Origin of the sequence: Bradyrhizobium sp. LHD-71, assembly GCF_031157255.1 — a bacterium.
In the GTDB taxonomy this organism is placed as follows: domain Bacteria; phylum Pseudomonadota; class Alphaproteobacteria; order Rhizobiales; family Xanthobacteraceae; genus P52-10.
On the sequence record NZ_JAVIFX010000038.1, the window covers coordinates 1 to 24,588 of the forward strand.

A 24,588-nucleotide genomic window follows, 5' to 3' on the forward strand; every position below is an offset into this window, starting at 1 on the left:
GTGTCGTTTATGGATCAGAAATTCGCACGATGGACTCGCGGCAACGATGGCGCGAATTTCTGATCCACGACACTAGTATGCCTTTAACAGGTTGAGACGGGAGGAAGCGACGGCATGGATACCCTGATCAGCGATGCCTCAGCCGAGGCGACAGCGGAAGCCTGGCTGGGCAACTTCGCGGCCGCCCTGACATCGGCCGACAGCGCCGCCATCGCCGCGCTTTTCGCGAAGGAGTGCTTCTGGCGCGATATCCTCGCCTTCACCTGGGATCTGCACACGACCGCAGGTGCCGCGACGATCGCCGAACGTCTGGCACCGACGCTGAAGGCCGCAGCACCACGCAACATTCAGCTTGCCGCAAGCCGCACGCCGCCGCGCACCGTCACGCGCGCGGGGACGAGCTGTCTCGAAGTTATCTTCACTTTCGAAACCGCGGTCGGGCCCTGCAACGGTGTCGTGCGCCTTGTCACCGAGGATGGCGAACCCCGCGCCTGGACGCTGATGACCGCGCTCGATGAAATCCGCGGCCACGAGGATCCGGCCAACGGCAGGCGCTGGCAGGATGTCGACTGGAAACGCAATTTCGGCGGCGAGAACTGGGCCGACCGCCGCCGGCAGTCGGCAGCCTTTGCGGACCGCGATCCCGCCGTGCTGGTGGTCGGCGCCGCGCAGGCGGGGCTGATGATCGCGGCGCGGCTTTCGCTGCTCGGCGTCGACACGCTGCTGATCGACCGCGAGCAGCGCCTGGGCGACTCCTGGCGCCGGCGCTATCACGCCCTCACCCTGCACAACGAGACGCGGGTGAACCATTTTCCCTACATGCCGTTCCCGCGCTCCTGGCCGGTGTTCATTCCGAAGGACATGCTGGCCAACTGGTTCGAGCTCTACAGCGAGGCGATGGAGCTCAATGTCTGGATCGGCACCGAGCTCGTCGCCGCCGACTATGACGAGGCGGCAAAGCGCTGGACCGTGAGGCTCAAACAGAAGGACGGCAGCGAGCGCATCATGCATCCGAGGCACGTCGTGCTCTGCAACGGCGTCAGCACGATCCCCAAGCGACCCAAACTGCCGGGCCTGGACGCGTTCAAGGGCGTCGTGAGCCATTCCGGTCAGCATGGCAGCGGCCTCGACTGGAAGGGCAAGCGCGCGCTGGTGCTGGGCACGGGCACGTCGGGCCACGACGTCGCGCAGGATCTGGCGGTTTCCGGTGCGCATGTTTCGATCATCCAGAACGGCCCAACGCTGATCGTCAGCCTCAAGGAGGCGCAGTCGCCCTATGCGCTGTACGATGAGGACATACCGTTCGAGGATTGCGACCTGCTCGCCATGTCGTTCCCCTTCCCGATCTACCGGCGGTCGCACCAGCAGATTACAAAGAGAAACGCCGAGGCCGACCGCGCACTGCTGGAAGGCCTGAAAAAGCGCGGCTTCAAGCTGACCTCCGGCCCGGACGGCACCGGCTGGCAGATCATGTATCAGAACCGCGGCGGCGGTTATTACTTCGACGCCGGCTGCTCGCAGATGATCGTCGACGGCCACGTCGGCCTGATCCAGTTCGAAGACATCGAAAGCTTCTGCGCCGAGGGCGTACGCCTGAAGAACGGCAGCGTGCAGCCGGCCGACCTGATCGTGCTGGCGACGGGCTATCTCGGCCAGAAGGAGTCCATGCGTCCCATCTTCGGCGACGCGATCACCGACCGCATCGGCTCGGTCTGGGGCTTCGACCAGGAGGGCGAGCTGGCCGGCATGTGGCGGCCGACGGGCCACCCCGGCCTCTGGTTCTTCGGCGGCGGGCTGGCGCAATGCCGGATCTTTTCCAAGGTGCTGGCTCTGCAGATCAAGGCGAGAGAACTCGGCGTGGCGCCTTAGCAAGGCGAGGCCAATCGCTCTGCGCAAGAGCTCGCCATACGCTCGGCATGTTCCCTCTCCCGGGGGAGAGGGTTAGGGTGAGGGCGTTCGGCAGTCGAGATGCGAAGACCCATACTTCAACACGCACAGCAGAAGACGGGTGTGTGGAATCTAGTACCGCACAATCGCCGCCTGTGCCCCCTCACCCCAACCCTCTCCCCAAACGGGGAGAGGGGGTGCGCCGAGTGCGTGGCTGCTCGTTGCGATAGCCTCAGGCAAGCCCGAAGGTCTCGACCGCGCGCCGCAGCGCGCGGACCGATCGCCGCGTGGTCGCAAGCGGCTCTGCGAAGGCATGCGTCTCGATGGTCAGGGTGACGGGCGACTCGTGGCCCGGCAGCGTCGCCGCCAAGAGCGGCGCGAGCGGGATCTCTCCCTCGCCAAACGCGACGAAACCGCGCGCCGCATCGGAATAGTCCTTGATGTGCAGGATGTCGGTGAAGGGTAGCAACCGCGCGAGATCGGCGGCCGATGGCGGCTTGGCCTTCCGATAGGCATTGGCGATGTCGGGCAGCGCCCTGAGACGCGGATGGCGATACGACGTCACCAGGGCCTCGAGTTCGGCGAAGCCTGCAATGTTGCACACGGCCTCGTTCTCGACATGCACTTTCATGTCGAACCTGTCCGCAAGCGCCAGCAGATCCTCGACGGGCTGGCGCAGGTCATCCAGCGCGAAGCCGTCATAGGTGAGATAGCTGAAGACGCGGAGATTGCGCGCGCCAAGGATCTCCGCGGCCTCAAAGGCCTGGATGTAGACCTCGCGCGGCGCGCGCTCGCCAAGATCGAAGGCGAACTGAACGTCGCCGGCGCGTGAGGTCTTGCCGGGCGGCGTCCATTTCAGCAGCGGCGTGCAGATGCACGACACCGAGAGCCCGGCGGCGCGCACGCGCTGCGCGGCATCGGCCAGCTCGCTGCGTGACAGCGCCAGCACGTTGCGGCCGTCGATGACGCGCAGATCGATCGTGCCGATGCCCTCCTCGCGCGCAAAGGCAAGCCCTTGATCGAGCGAGGGCGAGACTTCATCCGTGATCAGGCAGATCGTCAAATCCGAGCGGCGCATCGCGTCCTTTCCTTACATTCGGCGGTCTCCGAGACTGGGCTCAGCAGACGCCATCACATCGGCGGCCGGTTCTTGGCCCACTCGGTATACTTCTTTGCCTTGGCGTGCGTTTCGGCGAAGTACTTGTCGTATTCGTCGCCGACCATGATCTTGATGGCGAGGCCCTGCTCCTCGAGCTTCTTCACGTGCTCGGGATCTTCCATCGCCTTCTTGAGGACGTCGCGCAGCTTGGTCACGAGCGGCGCCGGCATCCCTTTCGGACCGGCGATCCCGCGTGTCGAGCTCGAGATCACGGTCGGAAAGCCGAGTTCTTTCATGGTCGGCACGTCGGGCAAGAATTTGGATCGCGTGTCATCCATCACCGCCAGCGCCCGCACCTCACCCGACTGCACCCGCTTGAAGATGCTGCCGACATTGTCGAACGCGACATCGACGTTGCCGGCCATGATCTCCTTGAACTGCGTGGCCCCGCCGTCCAGGTGCACAAGCCGGAATTTTGCGCCCGGTGCGGCTTCCTCGGTCATCAGGATCGCCAGGTGATCGTCCGACAGAATGCCGGTGGTGGCCGTGCGGATCGTTCCCGGCGATTTCTTGGCCGCGTCGATAAGGTCCTGCACGGTCTTGTAGGGGCTGTCGGCCCTGACCCAGATCGTTCCAGGATCCAGCACCTGGTTGATGATCGGTGTGAAGTCCTTCTCGGTGAAAATCGCCTTGCGCTCCGGATCGAGGATCACCGTGTTCGTCGCGGGCAGATTGATGACGCCGATGTAGTAGCCGTCGGGCCGTTGGCGCACCAGCTCCGTCCACCCGATCTGGCCACCGGCACCGCCGCGGTTGACGATCACGATCGGCTGCCCCACCGCCTTCTCGGCAATGGAGGCGACAATACGCGCGGCGACGTCGCTCGATCCTCCGGCCGGATAGGCGACCATCAGCTGGATCGGCTTGTTGGGAAAGTCCTGCTGCGCGCTGGCAGCTCCTGTCACCGCGGCAAGCATGATGGCCGCAACAGAGAGGCATTTCGTGAGTCTGGGCATTTCCTCATCCTCCTCTTATGCTTTGAAGTCTTCTGTTCGTCCGGTTAGCTGGTCGATGCCTCCTGGAGTTCGCGCGGCTGCAGCCGTAGCGCCGAGGCCACGAGCACGATCGCGGCCAGCACCAGCAGCGTGAGGCAGAGCGGGCGCGTCAAGAAAATGGAGAAGTCGCCCGCCGACATCTCCAGCGATGTTCTGAGGGACTTCTCGAGGAAAGGTCCGAGAATCAATCCCAGGACCAGCGGTGCGATCGGCATATCGATCCTGCGCATGCCATAGCCGATGATGCCGCAGACGATCATGACGCCGATATGGAACACGTTCTGCTCCAGGCTGTAGGCGCCGATCAAGCAAAACACGAGTGTGCCGGCGCACACGTAAGGATAAGGCAGATGCAGAATGCGCGCCCACAGGCCGACGAAAGGCAGGTTCAGAACCAGCAGCAGGATATTGCCGAGAAAGAAGCTCGCGATCACGGCCCAGACGAGATCCGGACGCTCCTGGAACAAGAACGGTCCCGGCGTGAGCCCGTTGACGATGAACGCGCCCATCAGCACGGCGATGGTCGGCGAGCTCGGAATGCCCAGCGTCAGCAACGGAATCATGGCGGCATTGGCGTAGGCGTTGTTGGCGCTCTCGGGCGCCGCCACGCCTTCAATGGCGCCGTGCCCGAAACGCTCCGGCGTCTTCGAGAGGCGCTTCTCGAAGACATACGCCACGAACGTCGGAATGATCGACCCGACACCCGGAATGAGCCCGAGGAAAAAGCCGATGCCCGTGCCGCGTCCGATGGCGCCGACGGAACGGCGCCACTCCGCGCGCGAGGGCAGCAATGACGCGAGGTCGGCCTTGATGATCTGACGACGTGGCTGCTGGATGCCAAGCAGGATCTCGGCGACGCCGAACAGGCCCATCACGACAGGGATGAAGCCGACGCCGTCATAGAGGCTCGGAATGCCGAGCGTGAAGCGCGGGGCTCCGCGCACGGGATCGATGCCGACCATGGCAATGAGAAGCCCGAGGATCGCCATGATGAGGCCGGCGAGCACCGAACCACCGCCGAGGCCGGTGATGAGGCACAGGCCAACCAGCATCAGCGCGAAGAATTCCGGCGGACCGAACTTCAATGCGATCTGCGCGAGCGGCGGCGCGACGATGATCAGCGCAATGGTCGCAACCATTCCGCCGACAAATGAGCCAATCGCTGCGATGCCGAGCGCGGTGCCGCCGCGGCCCTGTTTGGCCATCTCGTGCCCGTCGATACAGGTGATCACGGATGCCGCTTCACCCGGCACGTTGATCAGCACCGAGGTCACCGTGCCTCCATACATCGCGCCATAGTAGATGGCGGCAAGCATGATGAGGGCGCCGGTCGGATCGAGATTGAACGTCAGCGGTATCAGGATTGCGGTTCCGGCGGCAGGCCCGAGGCCGGGCAGCACGCCGATGAGCGTGCCGAGCATGCAGCCGACGAACGCAAAGGCGAGGTTCTGAAAGCTCAGCGCCGCCGTCAGACCTGCCATCAGATGCGCGAGCGTGTCCATTACGTGCCCTGTCTCACACCCCGAATGCGTCGATCGGCAACGGCACCTTGAGCCAGTGATAGAAGACGTGGAACACGCCGAAGCTGCCCGCGAGCGCCGTCAGCACGATTGCGACCGGTGACCGTGCGCCGAGAATGAGCAGCACCCCGATGATGAATGCCAGCATGGTCAGCCGATACCCGAGCGGCTCGAACAGCGCCGCCGCGGCCGCCAGAGCAATGACCACGCCGATGGCCCGCAGCGCATTCCGCCGGTCCAGTGCAAAACCGATAGCGCTGCTCTCGTCCGCTTTCGCCAGTGTCACTTGCACCAGCATCGCAGCGGAGAGGACGGCGCCGATGAGGCTGAGCCAGAACGGAAAGAAGCCGGGACCCGGACCCAAGGCATCTGTCAGCGAATAGCCAAGGGACGTCACCAGCGCAGGCACGAAGATGCCAAGGAGGCACAGGCAGGCGACTTGCCAGCCCCACTTAAGAGCCTTGCTGCCGCTGGTCGGCATGGCCTCCTCCCTCGCCGCCGGCTATCGAGCATTCTTGGATCGCGGCTCTGTCAGGTCGGCCGCTTGCTTGGCGCGTTGACACTCGTTCTAGCAGGCACTGTCGATCATCTCGCAAACCCGATGGGATTACCAGCCCCACACTCGGTACGGCCGCCGCTGTGCGCATTTGCCAGCCTGCATCAGAGCTGCGGCTCAGCTCATTCAACAGTGTCTCGCGCAGTCTTCTATTGCGGCTGCCGGACGAGTTTCCGCAGGCTGCGAAGGCCAGGTGGCGGCGGCTGATCGGGGTGTTCGCTTTTCCAGACCGTGAATGAGACTTCGCCGACATAGAGGTCGCCGTGGGAATCGATGGCGACACCATGCGGCGCCCTGAACGGATCCATCGCCGGGCCAAGCTGCGCATTATCGACCCGGCCCAGCAGCGTTCCGTCATGGGCCAGCACGCTCAGGCGGGGCCCGATGTTCGGAACATCCCTGTTGACGGGCATGCCGGGACCGAGTTCACCGACATAACACACCGGACGCTTGCCGCGGGTCATGCACAGTCCGCACGGACGATGCAGGTTGTTCCATTGGGTTTCGTAGCGGCCCGCGCCGTTGAACACTTGAATGCGATGGTTCTCGCGATCGGCCACATAGACCCAGCCGTCATCGTCGCAGGTGATGTTGTGCACGATGTTGAACTCACCCGGCCCGGTGCCGGGTGCGCCCCAGGACATGATGTGCCTGCCGTTCGGTGCGTATTTGTGAACGCGCGCATTGCCATAACCGTCGGAGACGAAGATGTCGCCTGACGGCGACAGTGCCGTGTGCGTGCAGCGGTTGAAGGGAAGGCCGCTCATATAGGGCGTGGGCTTGTCCGGAAGGCCGATCTCCAGCAGCACCTTGCCCTCGGGCGTGCACTGGCGCACCGTGTGATCGCCGTCATCGGTGCAGTAGAGCGTGTCGTCGGGACCGATATGCAGACCATGCGCGCGCTTGAACAGCCCCTCTCCCCACGACCGCAGGAACCGCCCTTCCCTGTCGAACACGATCATCGGATGCTCGCCGCGATTGAAGACGTAGACGCGGTCCTTGCTGTCGACCGCCACCGCGGCTGCGTCAGTCAGCGCCCAGCCGTCGGGCAACTTCCCCCAGTCCTTGTCCATGACGTAGCTGTAGGCGGTGCGGGTGGGCGCGTCGGTTTCGATGGATGCCATGGGTTTAGCCTTACTCCGGTGCGAGGGTTCGCTTTCGTCGCAGGTTGAGAGCTCACTCAGTTCTCAAGGCCGAGCTCGCGGTTGAGCTCATCCGTGTGCTGCCCGATCGTCGGCGCGTGCAATGCATCGGGGTATTCGATGCCATCGAAACGAACCGGCTGGCGCACCTCGATGTAGCCGCCTTCGGTCGGATGCTCGCGCTTCTTGAAGAAACCGCCGGCGTTCAGGTGCGGATCGTCCAGCACGTCGCCGATCTCGCTGGCCCGCATCGCCGGCACATGGGCCTCTTTCAGGATCTTCAGCCATTCCGCCGTGGTCTTCTCCGGCAGGATCGCTTCGGCCACCTCGTACATCTGCGTCATGTTCTTGCGCCGGGTCGGCTTGTCGATGAAGCGCTCCTCTTCAAGCACCTCCGGATGGCCGGCCGCCTTGAAGAAGCGCACCCATCGATCGTCCACATAGGGGGCGATCGAGATGTAGCCGTCCTTCGTCTTCATCGGCTGCCGCACCGGATCGAGCTGGCGCGCGTAACCCCATGTACCGGTCGGCGGCACAAACGTGGCGTCGCAAAGATGCTCGACCATGTTGAAGCTGGTGATCGACTCGAACATCGGCACTTCGACATGCTGGCCCTCGCCGTCCCGGTTCCGGGCGATCAGCGCGGCCATGGTCGCGTAGACGGCATGAAGGCCGGACACCTTGTCGGCAAACAGCATCGGCACGTAGCGGGGGCGTGGGTTGCCGTCGACGCGCGGCAGCAGCGACACCGCGCCCGATGCAGCCTGGATGACATCGTCATAGGCCTGCAGGCCGGCATACGGCCCGCCGAGCGCAAAGCCGGTGCAGTGAACATAGATGATATCCGGCCGGATCTCCTTCACGGCTTCATAGCCAAGCCCGAGACGATCGATCGCCTCCGGGCGGATGTTGTGAATGAAGACATCGCTGGTCTCGAGCAGCCGCCGCACCGCGCGCCTGCCCTTCTCGCTCTTCATGTCCCATGAGGCCGACCGCTTGCCGCGGTTCAGCCGCAGATAGACCGGCCCCATCATCGGCGTCTTCGGCGGCGTGCCGACGTTGCGAATGGAGTCACCTTCTTCCGGCTCGACCTTGATGACGTCGGCGCCGAGATCCGCGAGAATCTGCGTGCAGTACGGCCCAAAGACCACTGTCGACATGTCGGTGATGCGGACACCGGCCAGTGGAAGCTTCCTTGTCATTTCCTTCTCCGAAGTCTCGGGATTCATTGGCCCTTTTTGCCAGGGCTCGCTCGATTATGGTGTGGCACGCGACCATTCTTCGTCGAAGTGCTTTCCGTCGGAGGGCCACGATGCGAACGCTAGCGCCGAATGCGATATCGGTCTACGGCTTTGGGTCGTTATCGGACGACAGCACGCGAGGAACGCGGGTCGCGATCGCGACGTCGCCGGTGCGAAGTTAAGGATGTCGGCGTTCCATGAGCCTTCTCGCCCGCTGGATTCAACGCATCCTCACGTTCCTGATCGCCGCGGCGACACTGTGGATCATTGTCACCCAGGTGTACGATCGCATCGAGCAGCGGCTCCCTGTCTTCGCCGCGGTGTTGCTCACGTACGTCCTCGCCGCCTATGTGATCCTGCCACTCATCATTCATGCGAGCGTGGCTCTACTGCGCCGCAACCGCATTCCGAGAGTGACGCGTGCGGCGGACGGCCTTCCCGCGGATCCGGTCAATGTCATCCTGATCGGATCCCAGGAGCAGCTCCGGTCGGCATTCGCGGCGGCAGGATGGCAGGTCGCGGACGTGCTGACACTTCGCTCTGCGGCAAAGATGGTCGTCAGCTTCGTCCTCAACCGTTCCTATCCAACCGCCCCGTTCAGCGCGCTCTTTCTGTTCGGCCGCAGGCAGGACACCGGCTTCCAGGAGGACATAGGCGACAGCCCGCGCAAGCGACATCACGTCCGTTTCTGGGCAGCCGACACTGATCCCGAATCCGGAATCGGAGATCTCGCATACTGGACACGGAAGCGGCGCATCGATCCGACGACGTCGCACATCTGGATCGGCGCAGGCACAACCGATACCGGCTTCGGCCTGCAATCCATGACATGGCAACTGTCACATCGGGTGGACCGCCATGCCGATTCCGAGCGCGAGCATATCGCGGCCACGCTTCGTGCCGTCAACTGCATCACGGACGAACGCTATATCGACGCAGGCGAGCCGGTGGGAACCCACTTCATTACCGACGGCCGCATCTTCCGCGCCCGGCTCATTCCTCAGTCGGCGCGCTCGGTGCCAGGCCGAGAAGGTGTAACGACAGCGCGGCCAGAACCGCGAACATGACGTTTACGACGCGACCCCGGGTGCCGCTCCGCTCGCGGCAACGGGCGTCTGCCAGACATCGTATCCGTAGACCCATCCGGGATCGATCGCGCGCTTTCCCCACGTGTTTTCGCGGGACGTGAGCTGCAGGCGGGCGGTCCGTTCGAGCCGCGTCGCCTCGTAGCGCCGGAATGCCGCTTCAACGTCGTTCACGTTGTCCAGGCAGCGCGCGAGAATGGCGGCGTCCTCCAGTGCACTGGCGCCGCCCTGCGCCATGTAGGGCGTCATCGGATGACAAGCATCTCCAAGCAGGACGATCGGTCCGAACGCCCAGCGCGGAAGCGGGTCGCGTTCGAACAGCGCCCACTTGTGAACCTGAGGGCTCGCTGCCAACACGCGCTGGACGTCGTCGTGGAATCCAGCGAACGCCAGACGAACCTCCTCCATGTCGCCGGCCGCGGACCAGGATTCCACGTCCCAGGATGGATCCGGCACGCTGGTGACGAAGTAGGTCTCGTCACCCGACGCCGTCACTGGGTACGTCACGATGTGGCGATCAGGCCCCCACCACTTGGTGCAGTTATCAAGGGCGAAATCGCGCATCAGCGCGGTTGGAAAGACCGTCCGGTGTGCGACCCGGCCGGTAAACCTCGGCCTCTCCGGCCCCAGGAGAACCTCGCGAACGATCGAATGCACGCCATCAGCGCCGATCACGGCGTCGACGGTCGCACGTGTTTGGTCTGCGAAGCGAAGATCAATGCTCGCACCGTTGCGATCGAGGCCCGTCAGTTTCTTGTTGAACGCGATCAAGTGCGCCGGCACGGCAGAGAACAAGGCTGCATGCAGATCAGCACGATGCATGAGCAGATATGGCGCACCGTATCTGCTCTCCGCATCGGCAAAATTCAGTTCCGACAGACGCTCCCCCGTATCCCAGACACGATTGTCCCAGGACCGTGGTTGAAACGCGCGCTGCCGAAGGCCCTGCTCCAGCCCAAGCGAGCGCAGAACACGGATCGCATTCGGGCTCATCTGAATGCCCGCGCCAACGCGCTGAAACTGCGTGGCCTGCTCGTAGACCTCGACGTTGGCGCCGGCGCGGTGGAGAAATGCAGCGAGGGCCAGTCCGCCGATGCCGGCGCCGATGATCGCGATGGTTGGTTTCGCCGTCATGACGGATGTCCCCTGGGAGAGGCCTTCCGCGATCTTACTCAAATCTCTGCTTGCGCATAGCCGGCCAGCGTTCGCCGGCAAAATCGCTTTCCCCTTGTTCTGAACGGTGTCCTCGCCGATGATGGCTCCAACAAGACGAGGGAGGAGCGCCACGATGCCCGTGTTGCATGGGATACTAGTGCTCCGTTTCCGAAGCTCGCATCACTTCGCGGCACATTCCCGTGCGAACTTCGGAAACATGAGGAGCGCTAGCAACTTTATGTTTCCAGTGCGGTTTTCGAATTTGAAGTTCCTAATTGGCAGGAATTTCAAATTCACCGCACTAGTGGCCGCGCTGCTGCTGGCCGGCGTCCTGCCATCATGGGCACAAGCGTATCCGAGCCGTCCGATTCATCTGATTGTCGGGTTCGCTGCAGGCGGCTCGAATGACATCGTCGCGCGCATCGTCGGGCAGAAGGCCGGCGAACTGCTTGGCACGACGATCGTGATCGAAAATCGCGCCGGCGCGAACGGGGCGACCGCATCGGCGGCCGTCGCACGTGGAACTCCGGACGGTTACACACTGATCCTCGGCAGCGCGAGCCAGTTTGCGATCAGCCCGCACACACAACCCGACATGGGGATCGATCCGCTAAAAGACTTCGTGCCGATCGGCACGGTGGCGATGGCGCCGGAAGTCCTCGCCGTCAATCCGAACGTGAGCGCCAGGTCACTCGCTGAGCTTGTCGCGCTCGCCAAGAGCAAGGAGCTGTCGCTCGCCTCGTCCGGCGCTGGAGGCCTGCCGCATCTTTCGATCGAGCTGTTCCGCAAGCTCGGCGGAGAAGTGAATATCCTGCATGTACCCTACCGCGGCGGGGCGCCAGCCGCGACCGACACGGCGGCGGGGCATGTCCACGGGATCATCATGGACCTGCCGGTGCTGCAGCCGCTGATCGTCGACGGCAAGCTGCGCGCGATCGCGGTGACGAACAAGGTGCGCTCCGGGAGCCTGCCGGACGTGCCGACCTCGGTTGAGCAAGGCATGACCGGACTGGTGTCAGTGAACTGGTTCGCCGTCATGGCACCGGCCGGGACGTCCGAGGACATCGCGGACCGCGTGCAGCGCGCATTCACGTCGGCCGCGAAATCCCCCGACATCGTCGCGAAGCTCGCAGCGACCGGAATCGAACCGATGACGCAGGAGTCACGAGCGGAATTCGTGAAGTTTCTGCGCGACGAGAACGCGCGGTGGGGCGAGATCGCGCGCAACGCGGGCTTCACAAGGTAGCGCCGACAACGGACGACGCGACATCCGCCGGCGCTCTCAAGCGTCTCAGCCAGGTATCACAACAGGAGAGAAGATCATGGCAAAAGCACCTCCTTCCGCCAAGCGCGACCGCATCAAGAACTTCGTTCCGGCGCTCGTGCAGTACACCGACGACGTTGTTTACGGAGACCTCTGGGAACGGCCCGGACTGTCGAAGCGCGACCGCAGCCTGGTGACGGTCGCAGCGCTCATCGCGACATATCGGCCCGAACAGCTCACCTCACACCTCGATCGCGCGATCAAGAACGGCGTGACCCGGGAGGAGATCGCCGAGGTCATCACACATCTTGCATTCTATGCCGGCTGGCCTTCCGCCATGTCGGCGGCACAACTCGCCTATACGCAGCTGGTCGAGAACGAACAGGGCAAATAACCAACAAAAAAGGAAAGCGAGGACAGCATGACCAGTCAACAACGGGTCGGTTTCGTCGGACTCGGCACGATGGGCTCGCGCATGGCGGCCAACCTGCAGAAGGGAGGTTACCAGCTCATCGTCAACGATCTGCGCAAGGACACCGCGGATTCCTTGATTGCGGGAGGTGCCCTCTGGGCCGAAACGCCGCAAGCTGTTGCCGAACAGGCGAATGTATTCTTCACGTCGCTGCCTGAACCGGCCGACGTGGAAAATGCCGCGCTCGGACCGAAAGGACTTCTCGCCGGCGTGAAGCCAGGCTCCGCCTTCTTCGACCTGTCGACCAACTCACCGATCACAGTGAACAAGCTCGCGGCTGCATTCACCGAGAAGGGCGCGCATATGCTCGACGCGCCTGTGAGCGGAGGCCCGCGCGGCGCCGAGACACGCAAGATGGCGATTTGGGTCGGCGGCGACGAGCGTGTCTACAACGCGCACAAGTCCGTGCTGGACGCGATGGGCGATCAGGCCCGATACATCGGGCCGATCGGCACGGCGACGATCGCGAAGCTTGTGCACAACATGTCCGGCTACGCAATGGTATGCGCATACGCCGAGACCTTCAGCCTCGGCGTCAAGGCCGGCATGGACCCGCTCGACCTCTGGCAGGCAGTCCGGCAGGGCGCGGGCGGTCGCCGCCTCACCTTCGATGGCCTGCTCGATCAGTTTCTGCCGGGGAAATACGATCCGCCGTCATTCGCCTTGCGTCTCGCTCACAAGGACGTGGCGCTTGCAAACGGGCTCGGGCGAGAGCTCGGGATGCCGATGCGGATGTGTAACCTCGTTTTCGCAGAGATGACCGAAGCTTTGAACCGCGGTTGGGCCAATCGCGACTCGCGGTCCGTCATGCTGCTTCAACAGGAGCGCGCCGGCATCAACATTGCAGTCGAACCAGAGCGACTGCGCTCGGCAACGACCCCCGCGAAAGAAAGGTAAGCACCGGCACAGTGCCGGATCTTTCCCTTGTCTGGCGCGCCATCCTCGCCGATGATGGCCGCAACAAGACCATGTCAGGGAGAGCGCCACGATGCCCGTTGTGCATGGGATTCTCGCGGCCGTGCTGTTGCTGGCCGGCGTCGCGCCATCATGGGCGCAAACCTACCCACACCGGCAGGTGCGCGTTGTCGTCGGCTTTCCGGCCGGGGGGCCGACCGACATCATCGCGCGGCTCGTCGCGCAGAAACTCTCCGACAGCCTTGGTCAACAGTTCGTGGTCGAAAACATGGGCGGTGCCGGCGGCAACAATGCGGCCGGACATGTCGCGCGCGTCACGCCCGACGGCTATACGGTGATGGCAATCAGCACGGGCTTCATGGTGAACCCGAGCCTCTATGCCAAGGTGCCCTACGATCCGATCAAGGATTTTGCAGCCGTCAGCCTGGTGGCGGTTTCACCCAACGTCGTGGTGGTCAACCCGCAGGTCCCGGCGAAGACCCTGCCGGAGCTTGTGCAGCTGATCCGCAACAATCCTGGCAAGTACAGTTACGCAGGTCCCGGCATCGGTTCTACCCCGCATCTCGGCGCCGAGCTGTTTCGCCTGACCTACAAGCTCGACCTCGTTCACGTGCCTTTCACCGGCGCCACACCGGCCGTGCAGTCGACCGTCGGCGGCCACACGCCGATCGCCTTCACCGCACTGCCCTCCTCCTTCGCGGCGATCCAGAGCGGTCAGGTCCGCGCGATCGGCCTTGCGGCCGACAAGCGTGCGCCGGCCATTCCCGACGTCGCGACCTTCGCCGAACAGGGCGTGAAGGATCAGGAGGCCGACACGCTGACAGGAATTGTCGCGCCTGCCGGCACGCCGAAAGAGATCGTCGCGCTGCTCTCGCGCGAGATCGCCAAGGCCGCAGCGCAACCCGACGTCAGGGAGCGGCTCGCCGCATTGGGCTTCTCGCCGGTCGCCAACACCCCCGACGAGTTCACCGCCCGCATCAAAGTGGAGATGGAGAAATGGGGCAAGGTGGTGCGCGACGCCAATCTGAGAATCGAATGACCTGCACCGTCATTGCGAGCGAAGCGAAGCAATCCAGCTGCGCGCAAAGCGCGCCAATTCATAAGAGCGGTACCAGCACACGCTCTGTGGTCATATTTGGTGCGCCTGCCGGCGCACGCTGGATTGCTTCGCTTAGCTCGCAATGACGGAGGAAACTTCAGCCTTCGCTTATTGGTGAACGTCGGCAAACCAGCGGCAATCCAAACATTATAGCCCAAAAACAGCGACGGCGCGGATCGGCGAGCCGGTCCCGTCGCGCCACTTCATCGGCAGGCCGATGAAGGTGAACTGGCCCTGGCCGAGCAACGCTTCCAGATTGCACAGGCTCTCGATGTGGGTGATGTCGAGTTCGAGACAGGCCTTGTGAACGAGCGTGTTCACGGTGCCCTCAGGGCCGGGCCGCATCGAGTCGATGCCGAAATGCACGACGCCTTGCCTTGCCAACCATTCGGTGGCCGCGACATTCACGCCCGAATTGTCGGTCGCATATTCCTTGCGCGGGAACGTGCGCTCATGGTGGCCGGTGCAGAGCAGAACGGTGCCACCCTTCGGCACCACCAGGCCGGCTTTCTCGACCGCTCGTTCGAGGTCGGACGGCGCGATCTCGGCGCGCGGCGCGATGTGGCGCAGGTCCAGACAGATCCCCGGCACGATGCAATTCTCGAGCGGATACTCATTGATCGGCATGCCGGCCTTGCCGAAATGTCGTGGCGCGTCGATGTGGGTCCCGGCATGGTCCGGCATCGAGATGAACATCGACTGCATGCCATGCACATTGCCGGATTCGGCAAATGAGTCCTCGTGGCTCTTCCAGACACCGTGGATCACGGGCGGCTGCCCCGGATAGGTCGGCGTGCGATGGTAAAGCTCACGACTGAGATCAACGATTTTCACGTTTGGTCCACCCGCGTTGTTGGTGAATTGGTCAAGGTGTCCTTGTAGATGACGCCGTCTTTCATGATGATCTTGCAGCTATTGGCCGGATCGTCCGCCTTGGCTCGCTGAACCGATGAAGCTCTCCGCGCCAGAAAGCCTGCATTATAGGCCGAAGGTCGACCGGCGAAAGGCCCAAAGCCCAAATCGACCGATGCTTAGAGCCGCTCAGTTTGTAGCCCAGCTTTCGAGGATAGAGACCGCTTCGTCAGACCGGTGCTGTTCGGCAGGTTGCTGTCGATCCTGTATCAGCTTGCCCGCTTCGGAACGGACGAATTCAACGTCGATCGGATGACGTTTGGAGACAGGCAGGTCGCCGATGACTGCTCCGGCGGCATCCATTCCGGCCGCGTAATAGAGTTTCGAAATGCCCGCAATCGCCATCGTGGCAACGCACATCGCACACGGTTCACATGATGAATAGAGATCGCACCCGGAAAGGTCGACGCATTCCAACCGCCGGCACGCATCCCTGATCGCCTCGGTCTCGCCGTGGGAGGTCGGGTCATGGTTGGCTTTGGAGTGATTGACGCCTTCGCCGACGATCTCGCCATTTCGGACCACGAGGGCTCCAAAAGGCTCGGTCCCCGGTTTCGAAAGTGCGAGGGCCGAAAGCGCGAGGGCCCTTTGCATAAACTTGTCTTCGTACATGGCAGGCTCCTTGGCGGCTTCCGGCAAAAATCCGTCGTATCTCCAGTGCCGGACCAGATGAGTTTTTTTGCGCCGGACTCAAAGTTAAGAGCCTCGATGCTTTCGCGAAACCGCACATCCACGTGATGACAAGCAGACCTATGCATGCGCGCTCGCGGCCGATGGATAACCAAACCCTGTCATTTGAAGATGAAACTGATGCTGACAAGAGCGCCGAAACCGTGTGGACCGCTGTCGGGCGACGCCGCCCAGTAGCGGACGCCGGCCGCGAGACTAACCGGTTGCTTGCCGAGCGTGGTCAGCTTCGACACCTGCGCGAGAATCGGCACCGACCACTCCCCCGCGACCCAATCGTAGGTCGATTGCGTGTTCAACGTATAGGTCCATCCGCCTGACGCTGCGTAAGCGACAAACGGCTGCAGGAACGTATTGCTCACATCGCTACGTCCGGCATCACCCGCATACGACCAGATGTGATTGGTGAGAATCCCGACGGTCCACGGCCCCGTCTGTTGCAGGGCAACAAGTGTCGGCCCCGCACCCCATTGACCAGTCGTCAGCAGCGGATCAGTCCCTGTGCGATATTGCAGAGCTGGCCCGATTCCCCATGTAAAACCGTTCACGGTCTGCGGCACGAAGAAGAAGCTTTGCAACGTATCGCCCAGGCCGAACTGCGATCCAGCCCTTGGGAGGACGTTGTTCTGGCCGATGATTGGGACAATCGTGCGCACCACCAGGGTCAGATTGTCATTCAGCTTGAACGGTATGACGGGTTGCAGATTCGTTGTGGCCCGCCAACCGTCGCGCGCCGGGCCGATCCGGAAGTCGAAATTGGTCTGGATCGGGACGACCGTCAGCGAGGCGATCGGGTTAGAGAGTTGCTTCTGGATGTCGTCCTCCTGAGCGAATGCCGTTGACGTCGTGAACGACACCAGAATCGCAAGCAGGAGGTTGACGAGACGCAAGCGCATGATTGCCCCCATCCCCGACTCGAGAACACGAAAGATGATGTCCGGCTGGGATGGGCCGGTCAATCAATCGATCAGCTTCCTCGCGAGCACGAAGTCGCAGAAGGCCTCGACCCATTCGTTCGCGCCAAGCGCGCGCAAAACCAGCGAGCCCTTCGGCCGGAGAGAGCACGGGGGCGACGACGCGTGTCTGATGCACGCCGGGCTGTTCGACAATTGCAAACGCTTGTCGTTGCCATAGCCGTTCGGAGAACGGCTTCGCCTCGCTCGCCAATGACAGCACCTACTCCGCCGCCATCCCTCTCCGCGTCGCGACCGGATGCGGCGGTCGCTTCAGGCCGAGATTGTCGCGGAAGGTCTTGCCCGCATACTCGGCCTGCGCAAGGCCGCGGCGCTGCAGCTCCGGGATGAGCAGGCTCAGCGTGTCCTCCAGCCCCTTGGGATAGATCGGCGAACGAAGCAGGAAGCCGTCGGCGACCTCGCTCTCGAACAGGTCCTGCAGCTCGTCGGCGATGGTCGAAGGGCTGCCGACCATAAACTGGTGGCCGTAGGTCTCGGTATACTGGATCGCAAGCTCACGGAAATTCAGATGGTCGCGCTCAGCCACGTCCATCATCAGTTCGAGCCGGGACCACACCGGCTGGCTGCGCAATGAATCCGGCAGCGGCTTGTCCAGCGGCAGATGCGAGAGATCGGTGCCGGCGAGCGACGACATGTATTGCACGGCGAATTCGATATCGATCAGCGAGCGCAGGTACGCGCGCTTCTCCCTCGCTTCGGCGTCCGTCGGCGCAACGACGATCATCGCGCCGGGCAGGATCGCGAGTTCATCGGGAGAACGGCCATACTTCGCCATGCGCCCCTTGACGTCCTGGTAGAAGGCGCGACCCTGGACCTTGTCCGGCTGGGCGGTGAACAGGGCGTCGCCGGTTTCGGCGGCGAGCTCCTTGCCCCGCTCGGACGCGCCCGCAACGAACATCACCGGATAGCCTTGCGGGCATCGCTCGACGTTCAGCGGACCGCGCACGCTAAAGTTCTCGGACTTGTGGTTGAGGATGTGCATCTTCGACGGATCGAGAAAACGCCCCGCCTTCTGGTCGCGCAGAAACGCATCGTCCTCCCAGGAATCCCACAGCCCTTTGACGATGCGCACGAATTCCTCGGCGCGGCTGTAACGATCGCCCTTGTCCGGATGCGCGTCATGGCCGTAGTTCTGCGCCGAGGTCGGATTGCCGGTGGTGACGATGTTCCAGCTGGCGCGGCCGGCGCTCAGGTGATCGAGCGAGGCGAACACGCGCGCCACCGTATAGGGATCACTGTAGGTGGTGGACATCGAACCGACCAGGCCGATGTGCTTCGTCCCCGGGATCATCGCCGCCAGCATCGTGGTCGGCTCAAGGTAGTAGTCCTGGGCGGCGTGCTCCAGCAGATAGGGGTAATTCAGGTAGGTGACGGTGGGTGAATCGGCGAGAAACAGGAAATGCAGCCTCGCCTGCTCGGAAATTCCGGCGATGTGGGTGTAGTAATCGAGCCCGGACGCGCCTTTCAACGTCTCGACCGAAACGTCCCGATGCCGCCAGCCGGCGATGCAGCCGGGCAGTCCGCGCACGACGGCGCCGAGGATCATTTTGCGCTGACGTGACATATCAATCTCCGGGGTTAGGGCTTCGACTAGGCTGCCAGCCGCCCGGGATTCCGCTCAACCAGCAGCGGGCGGATCAGGCGGCCGAAGCGCTCGGCCTCCTCGTCATGCAGATAGCCCGACAGGCAGAACGAGTGGCAGCCGGCGTCGATGAACTGCTGCAGGGTCGCGGCGCATTGCTGCGGATCGCCGACCACGGCGATGCCCGCGCCCGGCCGCACCCTCGTGATGCCCGTCCACAGATGCGGCATGATCAGGTCGCCATACTCCCGGGCCAGTTCCTGCACGCGCTGGTTCGCAACCGAGCGCGTATAGAGCGTCTTGATCTCGGTCTTCTGCTTGTCGCTCGCATCCTTCACCAGCGTTTCGGCGGCTTCCCACGCATCCGCCTCGCGTTCGCGGCAGATCACCTGCAGCCGCATGCCGAAGCCGATGTCGTCGGCGCGGCCGTGCGCCTTCGCAAGATTACGGATCTCGACGATGTTCTGAGCAATCCGTTCCGGCGTATCACCCCAGAACAGATGCACATCGGAATGCTTTGCGGAGAGCTCCCACGCCTGTCGAGAGCCGCCGCCGAGATAGAACTTCGGATATGGCCGCTGCAGGATGCGCGGACGGATCTGCGCCTTGGTCAACTTGTGGAACCTGCCGTCGAAATCGACTGCGCCGCTGTGGGTCCACAGCGTCTTGAGGATCGTGACCTCCTCTTCCATCAGGTCGTAGCGCTCTTCCTTGGCGTAGCGGATGCCCTCGCCCTCGACCTCGCTCTCGTTCTGGCCGGCGATCAAATTGACGCAGATGCGGCCACCCGACATCTGGTCAAAGGTCGAGATCATCTTCGCCAGCAGCACCGGATTGATGTAGCCCGGCCGCGCAGCGATCAGCGGCTTGATCTTCGAGGACCGCGCGGCCATGAACGCGCCGGTAATCCAGGCCTCCCAGCAGACGGTGCCGACAGGGATCAGCAGATATTCGAAGGCCGCCGCTTCGGCCGCCCGCACGACGCGGTCGCAGAGCTCCGGCGAGCCGGGGATTTGAGCGGGCGACAGGCCGTAAGCCGTCGTGTCGCCGTGCGTCGGCAAATACCAACCGAATTCGAGCGGGCGCATTCGTCGCCTCCCTTGGCTGTCATTTGCGCGCAACGACAGTCAGCGACCATAGCTGCTTCGCCGTCCCCGTCGCAAACGTCACCTGTGCGTGATGAGGATTGAACCGGACCGGGTGGTCTGGCGACTAATCTCGCGAAGGGCGTCGCTGACCGGCTGCATCTTCAGGAATTTTGCAGGAAAAGCCGACCGGACCAGCCGCGATCCCGCGGCGACCGGTGCTTATCGAAGAGCCTCAAAGATGATGAACGACGACATGAACGATCTCGCGCCGGCGCTGTTGGTGGCCGTCATCGTCGCCTTCGGCCTCGTCGCATTCGAGTTCCGCTCGGCCTACCTCTCGCTGCCGACCCATGCGACAGAGGTGAAGGCCAGGAAAATCAAGGTCGAGAAGGCGACAGTTGAGAAGCCGAAGGCCGGCGAAACCAACCCGAAACTGGCGATGAACGACCGCCTTCACGGGGTTCGTTGAATTTTACCTGCGCGACGCCCCCGAGCGGCGCAGTCTTGACCGCCATTGCGGGGCAAGACCGTTCTTTCGAACGGCCAACCCCGCAATAACGGTAGCTTTTGGCACGAGCTATCGCCCTCAGCCGTCGACAGAGCCGGCGACCATCCAGTCTTCCAGCTCGAGATCGTCCTCCGCCGGACATATCGCCCAGCATCGCAGCCGCCTGAAAGCCTGTGCCGGCTGCAAAACGGATGTGAACGAAACGTGCCGCGACGAGCGGCCGTTCGGCGAAAGGCTCCTTACGCCCTTGGCGTTGTCCATGGGATCACAGTCCTAATACGGTCAGATTTCACGATGGGACGGGCCGAGGCCCTGACCCCAACTCCAGAACTTCAGGGGCCCTCTGTCCAGATCGAAAACTGTGGTTCCAGGCAGCTATTTCCCTTGACGCCGCTTGACAGTTGGGCCGTGCCTCTGTCTGCTATTTGCCTATTATTTAGGCAAATTGGCACTCGTTGCATGCAATTCGCCATTGTCGACTTCACAAGCCATGCTCGCGGGTGTTCCGCCGAAATCGATGGCCTTTCAAAGGACTAGAGTCCCCTGCCCGGCTTGCCGGGACCCGTGGCACGATCCTTGCGAATTCGTTAACGGGCCGATCTCGCAAGACAATGCAACGACGCCGTCCCGCGCCGAAACCTTGCTGATCGTCTCCGAGACAAGGAACGCCTCATGACCACCGATAATGCCGATGCACTGATGAACGCCGTCGCCGCAGGCGCGCACATGTTGGACCTCACACTCGATCCAGCATGGCTGCCGTCCGTGCGCGCCAATCTTGAAGTGTCACTGCGCCTCGGCAAGCTCGTCGACGAATTTCCCCTGCCCGACGATCATGAACCGGCCAGCCACTTCAAAGCCTGAGAGCATGGCCATCACCCAGCTGACAGCGACGGAGATCGCAGGAGCGGTCGCAAGCGGCCGCTTGAGCGCCTCGACGGTCATCGCAGACGCGCTCGCGCGCATCGGCGAACGCAATCCCGCCCTCAACGCCTTCACCGATGTCACGGCCGAGCGTGCAATCAGCCGCGCCGAGACCGTCGACGCCGCGATCGCAAGCAAGAAACCCGTTGGCCCGCTCGCCGGCGTGCCGTTCGCGGTCAAGAACCTGTTCGACATCCAGGGCCTGCCAACGCGCGCCGGATCGAAGATCAACCGGGAACTCGCGCCTGCCACACGCGATGCCGTGCTGATCGAACGGCTGGAGGCTGCGGGCGCCATTCTGGTCGGGGCGCTGAACATGGGCGAATACGCCTATGATTTCACCGGCGAGAATGTGCACGACGGCCCCTCCCGCAATCCGCACGACCTGACGCGCATGACCGGCGGCTCATCGGGCGGCTCAGGCGGCGCGGTCGCAGGTGACCTCGTGCCGCTGTCGCTCGGCTCCGACACCAACGGCTCGATCCGCGTGCCGGCGTCGTTCTGCGGCGTGTTCGGGCTGAAGCCTACCTATGGCCGGCTGCCGCGGACCGGCTCGTTTCCGTTCGTGTTTTCGCTCGACCACCTCGGACCGCTGGCGCGCTCCCCGCGCGACCTCGCGCTCTGCTACGACGCCATGCAGGGTTTCGACGCAGGCGACGGCGCCTGCGTCGAGCGTCCGGCTGAGCCGGTGACACAACAGTTGAGCAAAGGCCTCAGCGGGCTTCGTGTCGGCGTCGCCGGCGGATACTTCCGCAAGGGACTTTCGAGCGAAGGCGCCGAGGCGGTTGCGCGGGTCGCGAAAGCGCTCGGCCCCCACCGGGAGCTCGAGCTGCCCGAAGTCGCACGGGCGCGCGCCGCCGCCTATGTCATCAGCACCACCGAAGGCGGATCGCTGCATCTCGACCGGCTGCGCAAGCGTCCGCAGGATTTCGATCCGGCGACCCGCGACCGGCTGATCGCAGGCGCGATGGTGCCCGCGCCGCTCGTGGATAAGGCGCAGAAATTCCGTCGCTGGTATCGGGCGCGAATGCTGGAGCTGTTCCAGTCGGTCGACGCGATCATCGCCCCCGCGACGCCCTGCGTCGCCCCAAAGCTCGGCGAGCAGACCTTGACCCTCGATGGCGTGGCGATGCCGTTGCGAGCCAATGTCGGCGTCTACACCCAGCCGATCTCGTTCATCGGACTTCCCGTCGTCGCCGTTCCGGTGCCGCTATCGCCGCTGCCGATCGGCGTGCAGATCATCGCAGCACCTTGGCGCGAGGATGTCGTGCTCAGGCTGGCGCAACACCTCGCTGAGACGGGGATAGCCGCCGCTCCACGTCCGCCGAGCCGTTGAGACCGCCCATGCAGATCAATCTTCCCGATGTCGTCGCCGAAGTCAGCGCTGCGTTCGCGCGCTACGAGAAGGCTCTGGTGACGAATGATACCGTGGTGCTGGACGAGCTGTTTCGGACTGCCGATGAGACCGTGCGCTTCGGCATTGCCGAGAACCTGTTCGGCATCGAGGCGATCCGCGCCTTTCGCAGCCAGCGCCCGGCGATCAATCTGGCGCGCGAGGTCATCCGCACCAACATCACGACCTATGGCCGGGACTTCGCGACCACGGCAATCACATTCCACCGGGAGTCGGCGCCCGGCAAAGTCGGGCGCCAGATGCAGTCCTGGGTCCGCTTTCCGGAAGGCTGGCGCATCGTCGCGGCTCACGTCAGCGTCATCCCGACGCCCGCCGACGAACGCCAATGACGACGGATACGACCAGCTACGCGCCCGGCAAGGCGGCAACGCCGGAGGAGCGCAAGGCCTGGTCATCGACGTCGGCGGGACGCGTTGTGACCGCGCGCAAGATCACCCGCGCTGAGGAACTGCGGCTGATACTTGCCGACGAGATCGTCAGTGGCCAGCTCGCACCCGGCGCACCGCTCGACGAGAGCGAGCTCGCGCGCCGCTTTCGGGTGTCGCGCACGCCGGTCCGCGAGGCTCTGCGGCAGCTGGTCGCAAGCGGCCTGGTCGATGCACGCGCCCATCGCGGGGCGATCGTCGCTCATCCAGACCCGGAGCGTCTGGCGGGCATGTTCGAGGCGATGGCCGAGCTTGAAGCCCTTTGCGCAGGCATGGCCGCCGAACGCATGACGGTTTCGGAGCGGCACGCGCTGCAATCGCTGCACGACCAGCTTCGCGCCATCAGCTATCTCGGGGATCCGCAACGTTTCCACGAGGTCACTGAAGCGTTCCATAATGCAATCTACGCTGGCGCACGCAACGCCTATCTGGCGGAGCTCGCGCTCGCCACTCGCAAGCGCGTGCAACCGTTTCGCCGCGCGCAATTTCGCAATATCGGGCGCCTGGCCAAATCGCATGCCGAACACAACCGCGTCGTGCTGGCCGTCATGCAGGGCGACCGAGCCGCGGCGAGCGCCGGCATGCGCGCGCATATCGATACCGTGCGCAGGGAATACGCGACCTATGCGGGGAAGGCTTGAAAGCCGCCCTATGCGTTGCTCGCGAACTTCGCGGTCGGGTCGACCTTCATGTCCGAGAACGCATTCAGTACCGGCCGCCACTGCGGTTTGACCTTCGGCCACGGCAAGGTCACCGAAACACGATCGAGCCCGCGGACGGTCCAACGGAATTCATCGCCGTCGATCTCGATAACGGCCGTGCTGGCCGCAGGCTCGCCAGTGGTGAAGGTCTCGGTCAGCGATTGCAAGGTCAGGTGCGCAGTGCCGTCGACCATGGTTAGCGTGTTCCAGTGCACATGGCCTGCGAGTGCGATCAAAGGACACGGCGCCCTTGCCATCACGCTCCGGATTTCGGCATTCTCCGCATAGGTGGCGTGGCCCGGATTGCGTTCGAAGTAATAGTTTCCGGTCTGCGCATGGCCCGACAGTGGCACATGGCTGATGAGCAGCGTCGGGCGGTCGTCGTCGTTCAGCACCTTTTCCAGAGCATCGAGATCGCCATCCTTGAGAAACAGCCCGCGCTCGGCGGTCAGCGAGACGTCCGGCTGCCAGAACACAAGGCGATGCTCGCCGATGATAGCCGACCGCGTATGCATCGGCGCATCGAGGATCACTGCATTCTGATCCGCGGACAGTAGCGCCAGATCGTGATTGCCGATCACGTGATGTCGCGGCTTGTTGCCGAGACGGTGGAAACCATTCGCCACCTGCCGTTGCAGCGCCACGTCACGCTCGGCGGTTTCGTCCGAGATGCGATCGCCGAGATCAATCACAGCGTCGAAACTTCCGGCGTTGACGCCGTCAATGAAGTCGTCCAGCAGGCCGAGCGCCGCCGTGCCGCGCTTAGTGAACGTGTCGCGGCCATGGTGGATGTCGGCAACGACGGCGATGCGAGTGACCATCATAATCTCCGGATCGATGCGGCGCCGACCGGCGCCGCATTCATGAACTTATTCAACCGCGT

General features: G+C 63.5%; 24 protein-coding genes. 11 read left to right on the top strand and 13 right to left on the bottom strand.

Translation table 11 applies throughout. The features are described from left to right. Window positions 1–114: 114 nt before the first annotated feature. Window positions 115–1,869, top strand: coding sequence for an NAD(P)/FAD-dependent oxidoreductase (locus RCO31_RS30565; protein ID WP_308972114.1), 1,755 nt, complete (start codon window positions 115–117; stop codon window positions 1,867–1,869). A gap of 250 nt (window positions 1,870–2,119) precedes the next feature. On the opposite strand, the gene RCO31_RS30570 is transcribed toward RCO31_RS30565, so the two are convergent. The 6 genes from RCO31_RS30570 to RCO31_RS30595 all read right to left on the bottom strand — a co-directional run bounded on the left by RCO31_RS30570 (window position 2,120) and on the right by RCO31_RS30595 (window position 8,461). After that, window positions 2,120–2,965, bottom strand: coding sequence for a TIM barrel protein (locus RCO31_RS30570; protein ID WP_308972115.1), 846 nt, complete (start codon window positions 2,963–2,965; stop codon window positions 2,120–2,122). 53 nt (window positions 2,966–3,018) lie between these two features. Next, window positions 3,019–4,002 (bottom strand): tripartite tricarboxylate transporter substrate binding protein, encoded by a 984-nt coding sequence (locus RCO31_RS30575; RefSeq protein WP_308972116.1) that lies wholly within the window; start codon window positions 4,000–4,002, stop codon window positions 3,019–3,021. A gap of 44 nt (window positions 4,003–4,046) precedes the next feature. After that, a complete protein-coding gene (locus RCO31_RS30580; RefSeq protein ID WP_308972118.1) occupies window positions 4,047–5,543 on the bottom strand; it encodes a tripartite tricarboxylate transporter permease in 1,497 nt (498 codons plus the stop codon). A gap of 13 nt (window positions 5,544–5,556) precedes the next feature. Further along, window positions 5,557–6,042, bottom strand: coding sequence for a tripartite tricarboxylate transporter TctB family protein (locus RCO31_RS30585; RefSeq protein WP_308972119.1), 486 nt, complete (start codon window positions 6,040–6,042; stop codon window positions 5,557–5,559). A gap of 224 nt (window positions 6,043–6,266) precedes the next feature. Beyond that, entirely contained in the window at window positions 6,267–7,241 is a 975-nt protein-coding gene (locus RCO31_RS30590; RefSeq protein ID WP_308972120.1) for a peptidyl-alpha-hydroxyglycine alpha-amidating lyase family protein, read from the bottom strand. Window positions 7,242–7,297: 56 nt separating this feature from the next. Next, on the bottom strand, window positions 7,298–8,461 hold the full coding sequence (locus tag RCO31_RS30595) for a CoA transferase (protein ID WP_308972122.1): 1,164 nt from the start codon (window positions 8,459–8,461) through the stop codon (window positions 7,298–7,300). A gap of 236 nt (window positions 8,462–8,697) precedes the next feature. On the opposite strand from RCO31_RS30595, the gene RCO31_RS30600 reads away from it, so the two are divergent. Then, window positions 8,698–9,567, top strand: coding sequence for an LssY C-terminal domain-containing protein (locus RCO31_RS30600; protein WP_308972123.1), 870 nt, complete (start codon window positions 8,698–8,700; stop codon window positions 9,565–9,567). 3 nt (window positions 9,568–9,570) lie between these two features. On the opposite strand, the gene RCO31_RS30605 is transcribed toward RCO31_RS30600, so the two are convergent. Continuing rightward, entirely contained in the window at window positions 9,571–10,719 is a 1,149-nt protein-coding gene (locus tag RCO31_RS30605) for an FAD-dependent monooxygenase (RefSeq protein ID WP_308972124.1), read from the bottom strand. A gap of 283 nt (window positions 10,720–11,002) precedes the next feature. On the opposite strand from RCO31_RS30605, the gene RCO31_RS30610 reads away from it, so the two are divergent. The 4 genes from RCO31_RS30610 (at window position 11,003) to RCO31_RS30625 (ending at window position 14,430) form a co-directional block, all read left to right on the top strand. Then, entirely contained in the window at window positions 11,003–11,986 is a 984-nt protein-coding gene (locus RCO31_RS30610) for a tripartite tricarboxylate transporter substrate binding protein (RefSeq protein WP_308972125.1), read from the top strand. 76 nt (window positions 11,987–12,062) lie between these two features. Then, window positions 12,063–12,398: a carboxymuconolactone decarboxylase family protein gene (locus RCO31_RS30615; RefSeq protein ID WP_308972126.1), complete on the top strand. Its 336-nt coding sequence runs from the start codon at window positions 12,063–12,065 to the stop codon at window positions 12,396–12,398. A 27-nt stretch (window positions 12,399–12,425) separates the two neighbouring features. Next, window positions 12,426–13,373 carry an NAD(P)-dependent oxidoreductase gene (locus RCO31_RS30620; protein ID WP_308972127.1) on the top strand — a complete coding sequence of 316 codons (948 nt, stop codon included), beginning with the start codon at window positions 12,426–12,428 and terminating at the stop codon, window positions 13,371–13,373. 91 nt (window positions 13,374–13,464) lie between these two features. Next, window positions 13,465–14,430: a tripartite tricarboxylate transporter substrate-binding protein gene (locus RCO31_RS30625; RefSeq protein ID WP_308972128.1), complete on the top strand. Its 966-nt coding sequence runs from the start codon at window positions 13,465–13,467 to the stop codon at window positions 14,428–14,430. 207 nt (window positions 14,431–14,637) lie between these two features. Here RCO31_RS30625 and RCO31_RS30630 read toward each other — a convergent pair whose 3' ends face one another. The 5 genes from RCO31_RS30630 to RCO31_RS30650 form a co-directional block, all read right to left on the bottom strand. Further along, window positions 14,638–15,324, bottom strand: coding sequence for a cyclase family protein (locus tag RCO31_RS30630; RefSeq protein ID WP_308972129.1), 687 nt, complete (start codon window positions 15,322–15,324; stop codon window positions 14,638–14,640). 207 nt (window positions 15,325–15,531) lie between these two features. Beyond that, complete coding sequence (locus RCO31_RS30635; RefSeq protein ID WP_308972130.1) at window positions 15,532–16,041, bottom strand: nucleoside deaminase; 510 nt, start codon at window positions 16,039–16,041, stop codon at window positions 15,532–15,534. Window positions 16,042–16,193: 152 nt separating this feature from the next. Beyond that, a complete protein-coding gene (locus tag RCO31_RS30640) occupies window positions 16,194–16,985 on the bottom strand; it encodes a transporter (RefSeq protein WP_308972131.1) in 792 nt (263 codons plus the stop codon). Window positions 16,986–17,265: 280 nt separating this feature from the next. Continuing rightward, entirely contained in the window at window positions 17,266–18,627 is a 1,362-nt protein-coding gene (locus tag RCO31_RS30645; RefSeq protein ID WP_308972132.1) for an LLM class flavin-dependent oxidoreductase, read from the bottom strand. A 26-nt stretch (window positions 18,628–18,653) separates the two neighbouring features. Further along, window positions 18,654–19,733, bottom strand: a complete 1,080-nt coding sequence (locus RCO31_RS30650; RefSeq protein ID WP_308972133.1) for an LLM class flavin-dependent oxidoreductase — start codon at window positions 19,731–19,733, stop codon at window positions 18,654–18,656. Window positions 19,734–19,971: 238 nt separating this feature from the next. On the opposite strand from RCO31_RS30650, the gene RCO31_RS30655 reads away from it, so the two are divergent. The 5 genes from RCO31_RS30655 (at window position 19,972) to RCO31_RS30675 (ending at window position 23,645) form a co-directional block, all read left to right on the top strand. Beyond that, on the top strand, window positions 19,972–20,202 hold the full coding sequence (locus RCO31_RS30655) for a hypothetical protein (protein WP_308972134.1): 231 nt from the start codon (window positions 19,972–19,974) through the stop codon (window positions 20,200–20,202). Between the two features lie 765 nt (window positions 20,203–20,967). Further along, window positions 20,968–21,105: a DUF4089 domain-containing protein gene (locus tag RCO31_RS30660; RefSeq protein WP_374991555.1), complete on the top strand. Its 138-nt coding sequence runs from the start codon at window positions 20,968–20,970 to the stop codon at window positions 21,103–21,105. Between the two features lie 4 nt (window positions 21,106–21,109). Beyond that, window positions 21,110–22,501, top strand: coding sequence for an AtzE family amidohydrolase (locus tag RCO31_RS30665; protein ID WP_308972136.1), 1,392 nt, complete (start codon window positions 21,110–21,112; stop codon window positions 22,499–22,501). An 8-nt stretch (window positions 22,502–22,509) separates the two neighbouring features. After that, complete coding sequence (hpxZ, locus tag RCO31_RS30670) at window positions 22,510–22,908, top strand: oxalurate catabolism protein HpxZ (protein WP_308972137.1); 399 nt, start codon at window positions 22,510–22,512, stop codon at window positions 22,906–22,908. Then, window positions 22,905–23,645, top strand: a complete 741-nt coding sequence (locus tag RCO31_RS30675; RefSeq protein WP_308972138.1) for a GntR family transcriptional regulator — start codon at window positions 22,905–22,907, stop codon at window positions 23,643–23,645. The genes hpxZ and RCO31_RS30675 overlap by 4 nt, the downstream gene beginning before the upstream one ends. Window positions 23,646–23,653: 8 nt before the next feature. On the opposite strand, the gene RCO31_RS30680 is transcribed toward RCO31_RS30675, so the two are convergent. Continuing rightward, window positions 23,654–24,526, bottom strand: coding sequence for a metallophosphoesterase (locus RCO31_RS30680; RefSeq protein WP_308972139.1), 873 nt, complete (start codon window positions 24,524–24,526; stop codon window positions 23,654–23,656). Window positions 24,527–24,588 lie beyond the last annotated feature (62 nt).

Excerpts from the sequence above, each read along its gene's own strand:
- RCO31_RS30565 (WP_308972114.1), top strand. The coding sequence starts at position 115 with ATGGATACCCTGATCAGCGATGCCTCAGCCGAGGCGACAGCGGAAGCC.
- RCO31_RS30570 (WP_308972115.1), bottom strand. The coding sequence starts at position 2,965 with ATGCGCCGCTCGGATTTGACGATCTGCCTGATCACGGATGAAGTCTCG.
- RCO31_RS30575 (WP_308972116.1), bottom strand. The coding sequence starts at position 4,002 with ATGCCCAGACTCACGAAATGCCTCTCTGTTGCGGCCATCATGCTTGCC.
- RCO31_RS30580 (WP_308972118.1), bottom strand. The coding sequence starts at position 5,543 with ATGGACACGCTCGCGCATCTGATGGCAGGTCTGACGGCGGCGCTGAGC.
- RCO31_RS30585 (WP_308972119.1), bottom strand. The coding sequence starts at position 6,042 with ATGCCGACCAGCGGCAGCAAGGCTCTTAAGTGGGGCTGGCAAGTCGCC.
- RCO31_RS30590 (WP_308972120.1), bottom strand. The coding sequence starts at position 7,241 with ATGGCATCCATCGAAACCGACGCGCCCACCCGCACCGCCTACAGCTAC.
- RCO31_RS30595 (WP_308972122.1), bottom strand. The coding sequence starts at position 8,461 with ATGACAAGGAAGCTTCCACTGGCCGGTGTCCGCATCACCGACATGTCG.
- RCO31_RS30600 (WP_308972123.1), top strand. The coding sequence starts at position 8,698 with ATGAGCCTTCTCGCCCGCTGGATTCAACGCATCCTCACGTTCCTGATC.
- RCO31_RS30605 (WP_308972124.1), bottom strand. The coding sequence starts at position 10,719 with ATGACGGCGAAACCAACCATCGCGATCATCGGCGCCGGCATCGGCGGA.
- RCO31_RS30615 (WP_308972126.1), top strand. The coding sequence starts at position 12,063 with ATGGCAAAAGCACCTCCTTCCGCCAAGCGCGACCGCATCAAGAACTTC.
- RCO31_RS30620 (WP_308972127.1), top strand. The coding sequence starts at position 12,426 with ATGACCAGTCAACAACGGGTCGGTTTCGTCGGACTCGGCACGATGGGC.
- RCO31_RS30625 (WP_308972128.1), top strand. The coding sequence starts at position 13,465 with ATGCCCGTTGTGCATGGGATTCTCGCGGCCGTGCTGTTGCTGGCCGGC.
- RCO31_RS30640 (WP_308972131.1), bottom strand. The coding sequence starts at position 16,985 with ATGCGCTTGCGTCTCGTCAACCTCCTGCTTGCGATTCTGGTGTCGTTC.
- RCO31_RS30645 (WP_308972132.1), bottom strand. The coding sequence starts at position 18,627 with ATGTCACGTCAGCGCAAAATGATCCTCGGCGCCGTCGTGCGCGGACTG.
- RCO31_RS30650 (WP_308972133.1), bottom strand. The coding sequence starts at position 19,733 with ATGCGCCCGCTCGAATTCGGTTGGTATTTGCCGACGCACGGCGACACG.
- RCO31_RS30655 (WP_308972134.1), top strand. The coding sequence starts at position 19,972 with ATGATGAACGACGACATGAACGATCTCGCGCCGGCGCTGTTGGTGGCC.
- RCO31_RS30660 (WP_374991555.1), top strand. The coding sequence starts at position 20,968 with ATGTTGGACCTCACACTCGATCCAGCATGGCTGCCGTCCGTGCGCGCC.
- RCO31_RS30665 (WP_308972136.1), top strand. The coding sequence starts at position 21,110 with ATGGCCATCACCCAGCTGACAGCGACGGAGATCGCAGGAGCGGTCGCA.
- hpxZ (WP_308972137.1), top strand. The coding sequence starts at position 22,510 with ATGCAGATCAATCTTCCCGATGTCGTCGCCGAAGTCAGCGCTGCGTTC.
- RCO31_RS30675 (WP_308972138.1), top strand. The coding sequence starts at position 22,905 with ATGACGACGGATACGACCAGCTACGCGCCCGGCAAGGCGGCAACGCCG.
- RCO31_RS30680 (WP_308972139.1), bottom strand. The coding sequence starts at position 24,526 with ATGGTCACTCGCATCGCCGTCGTTGCCGACATCCACCATGGCCGCGAC.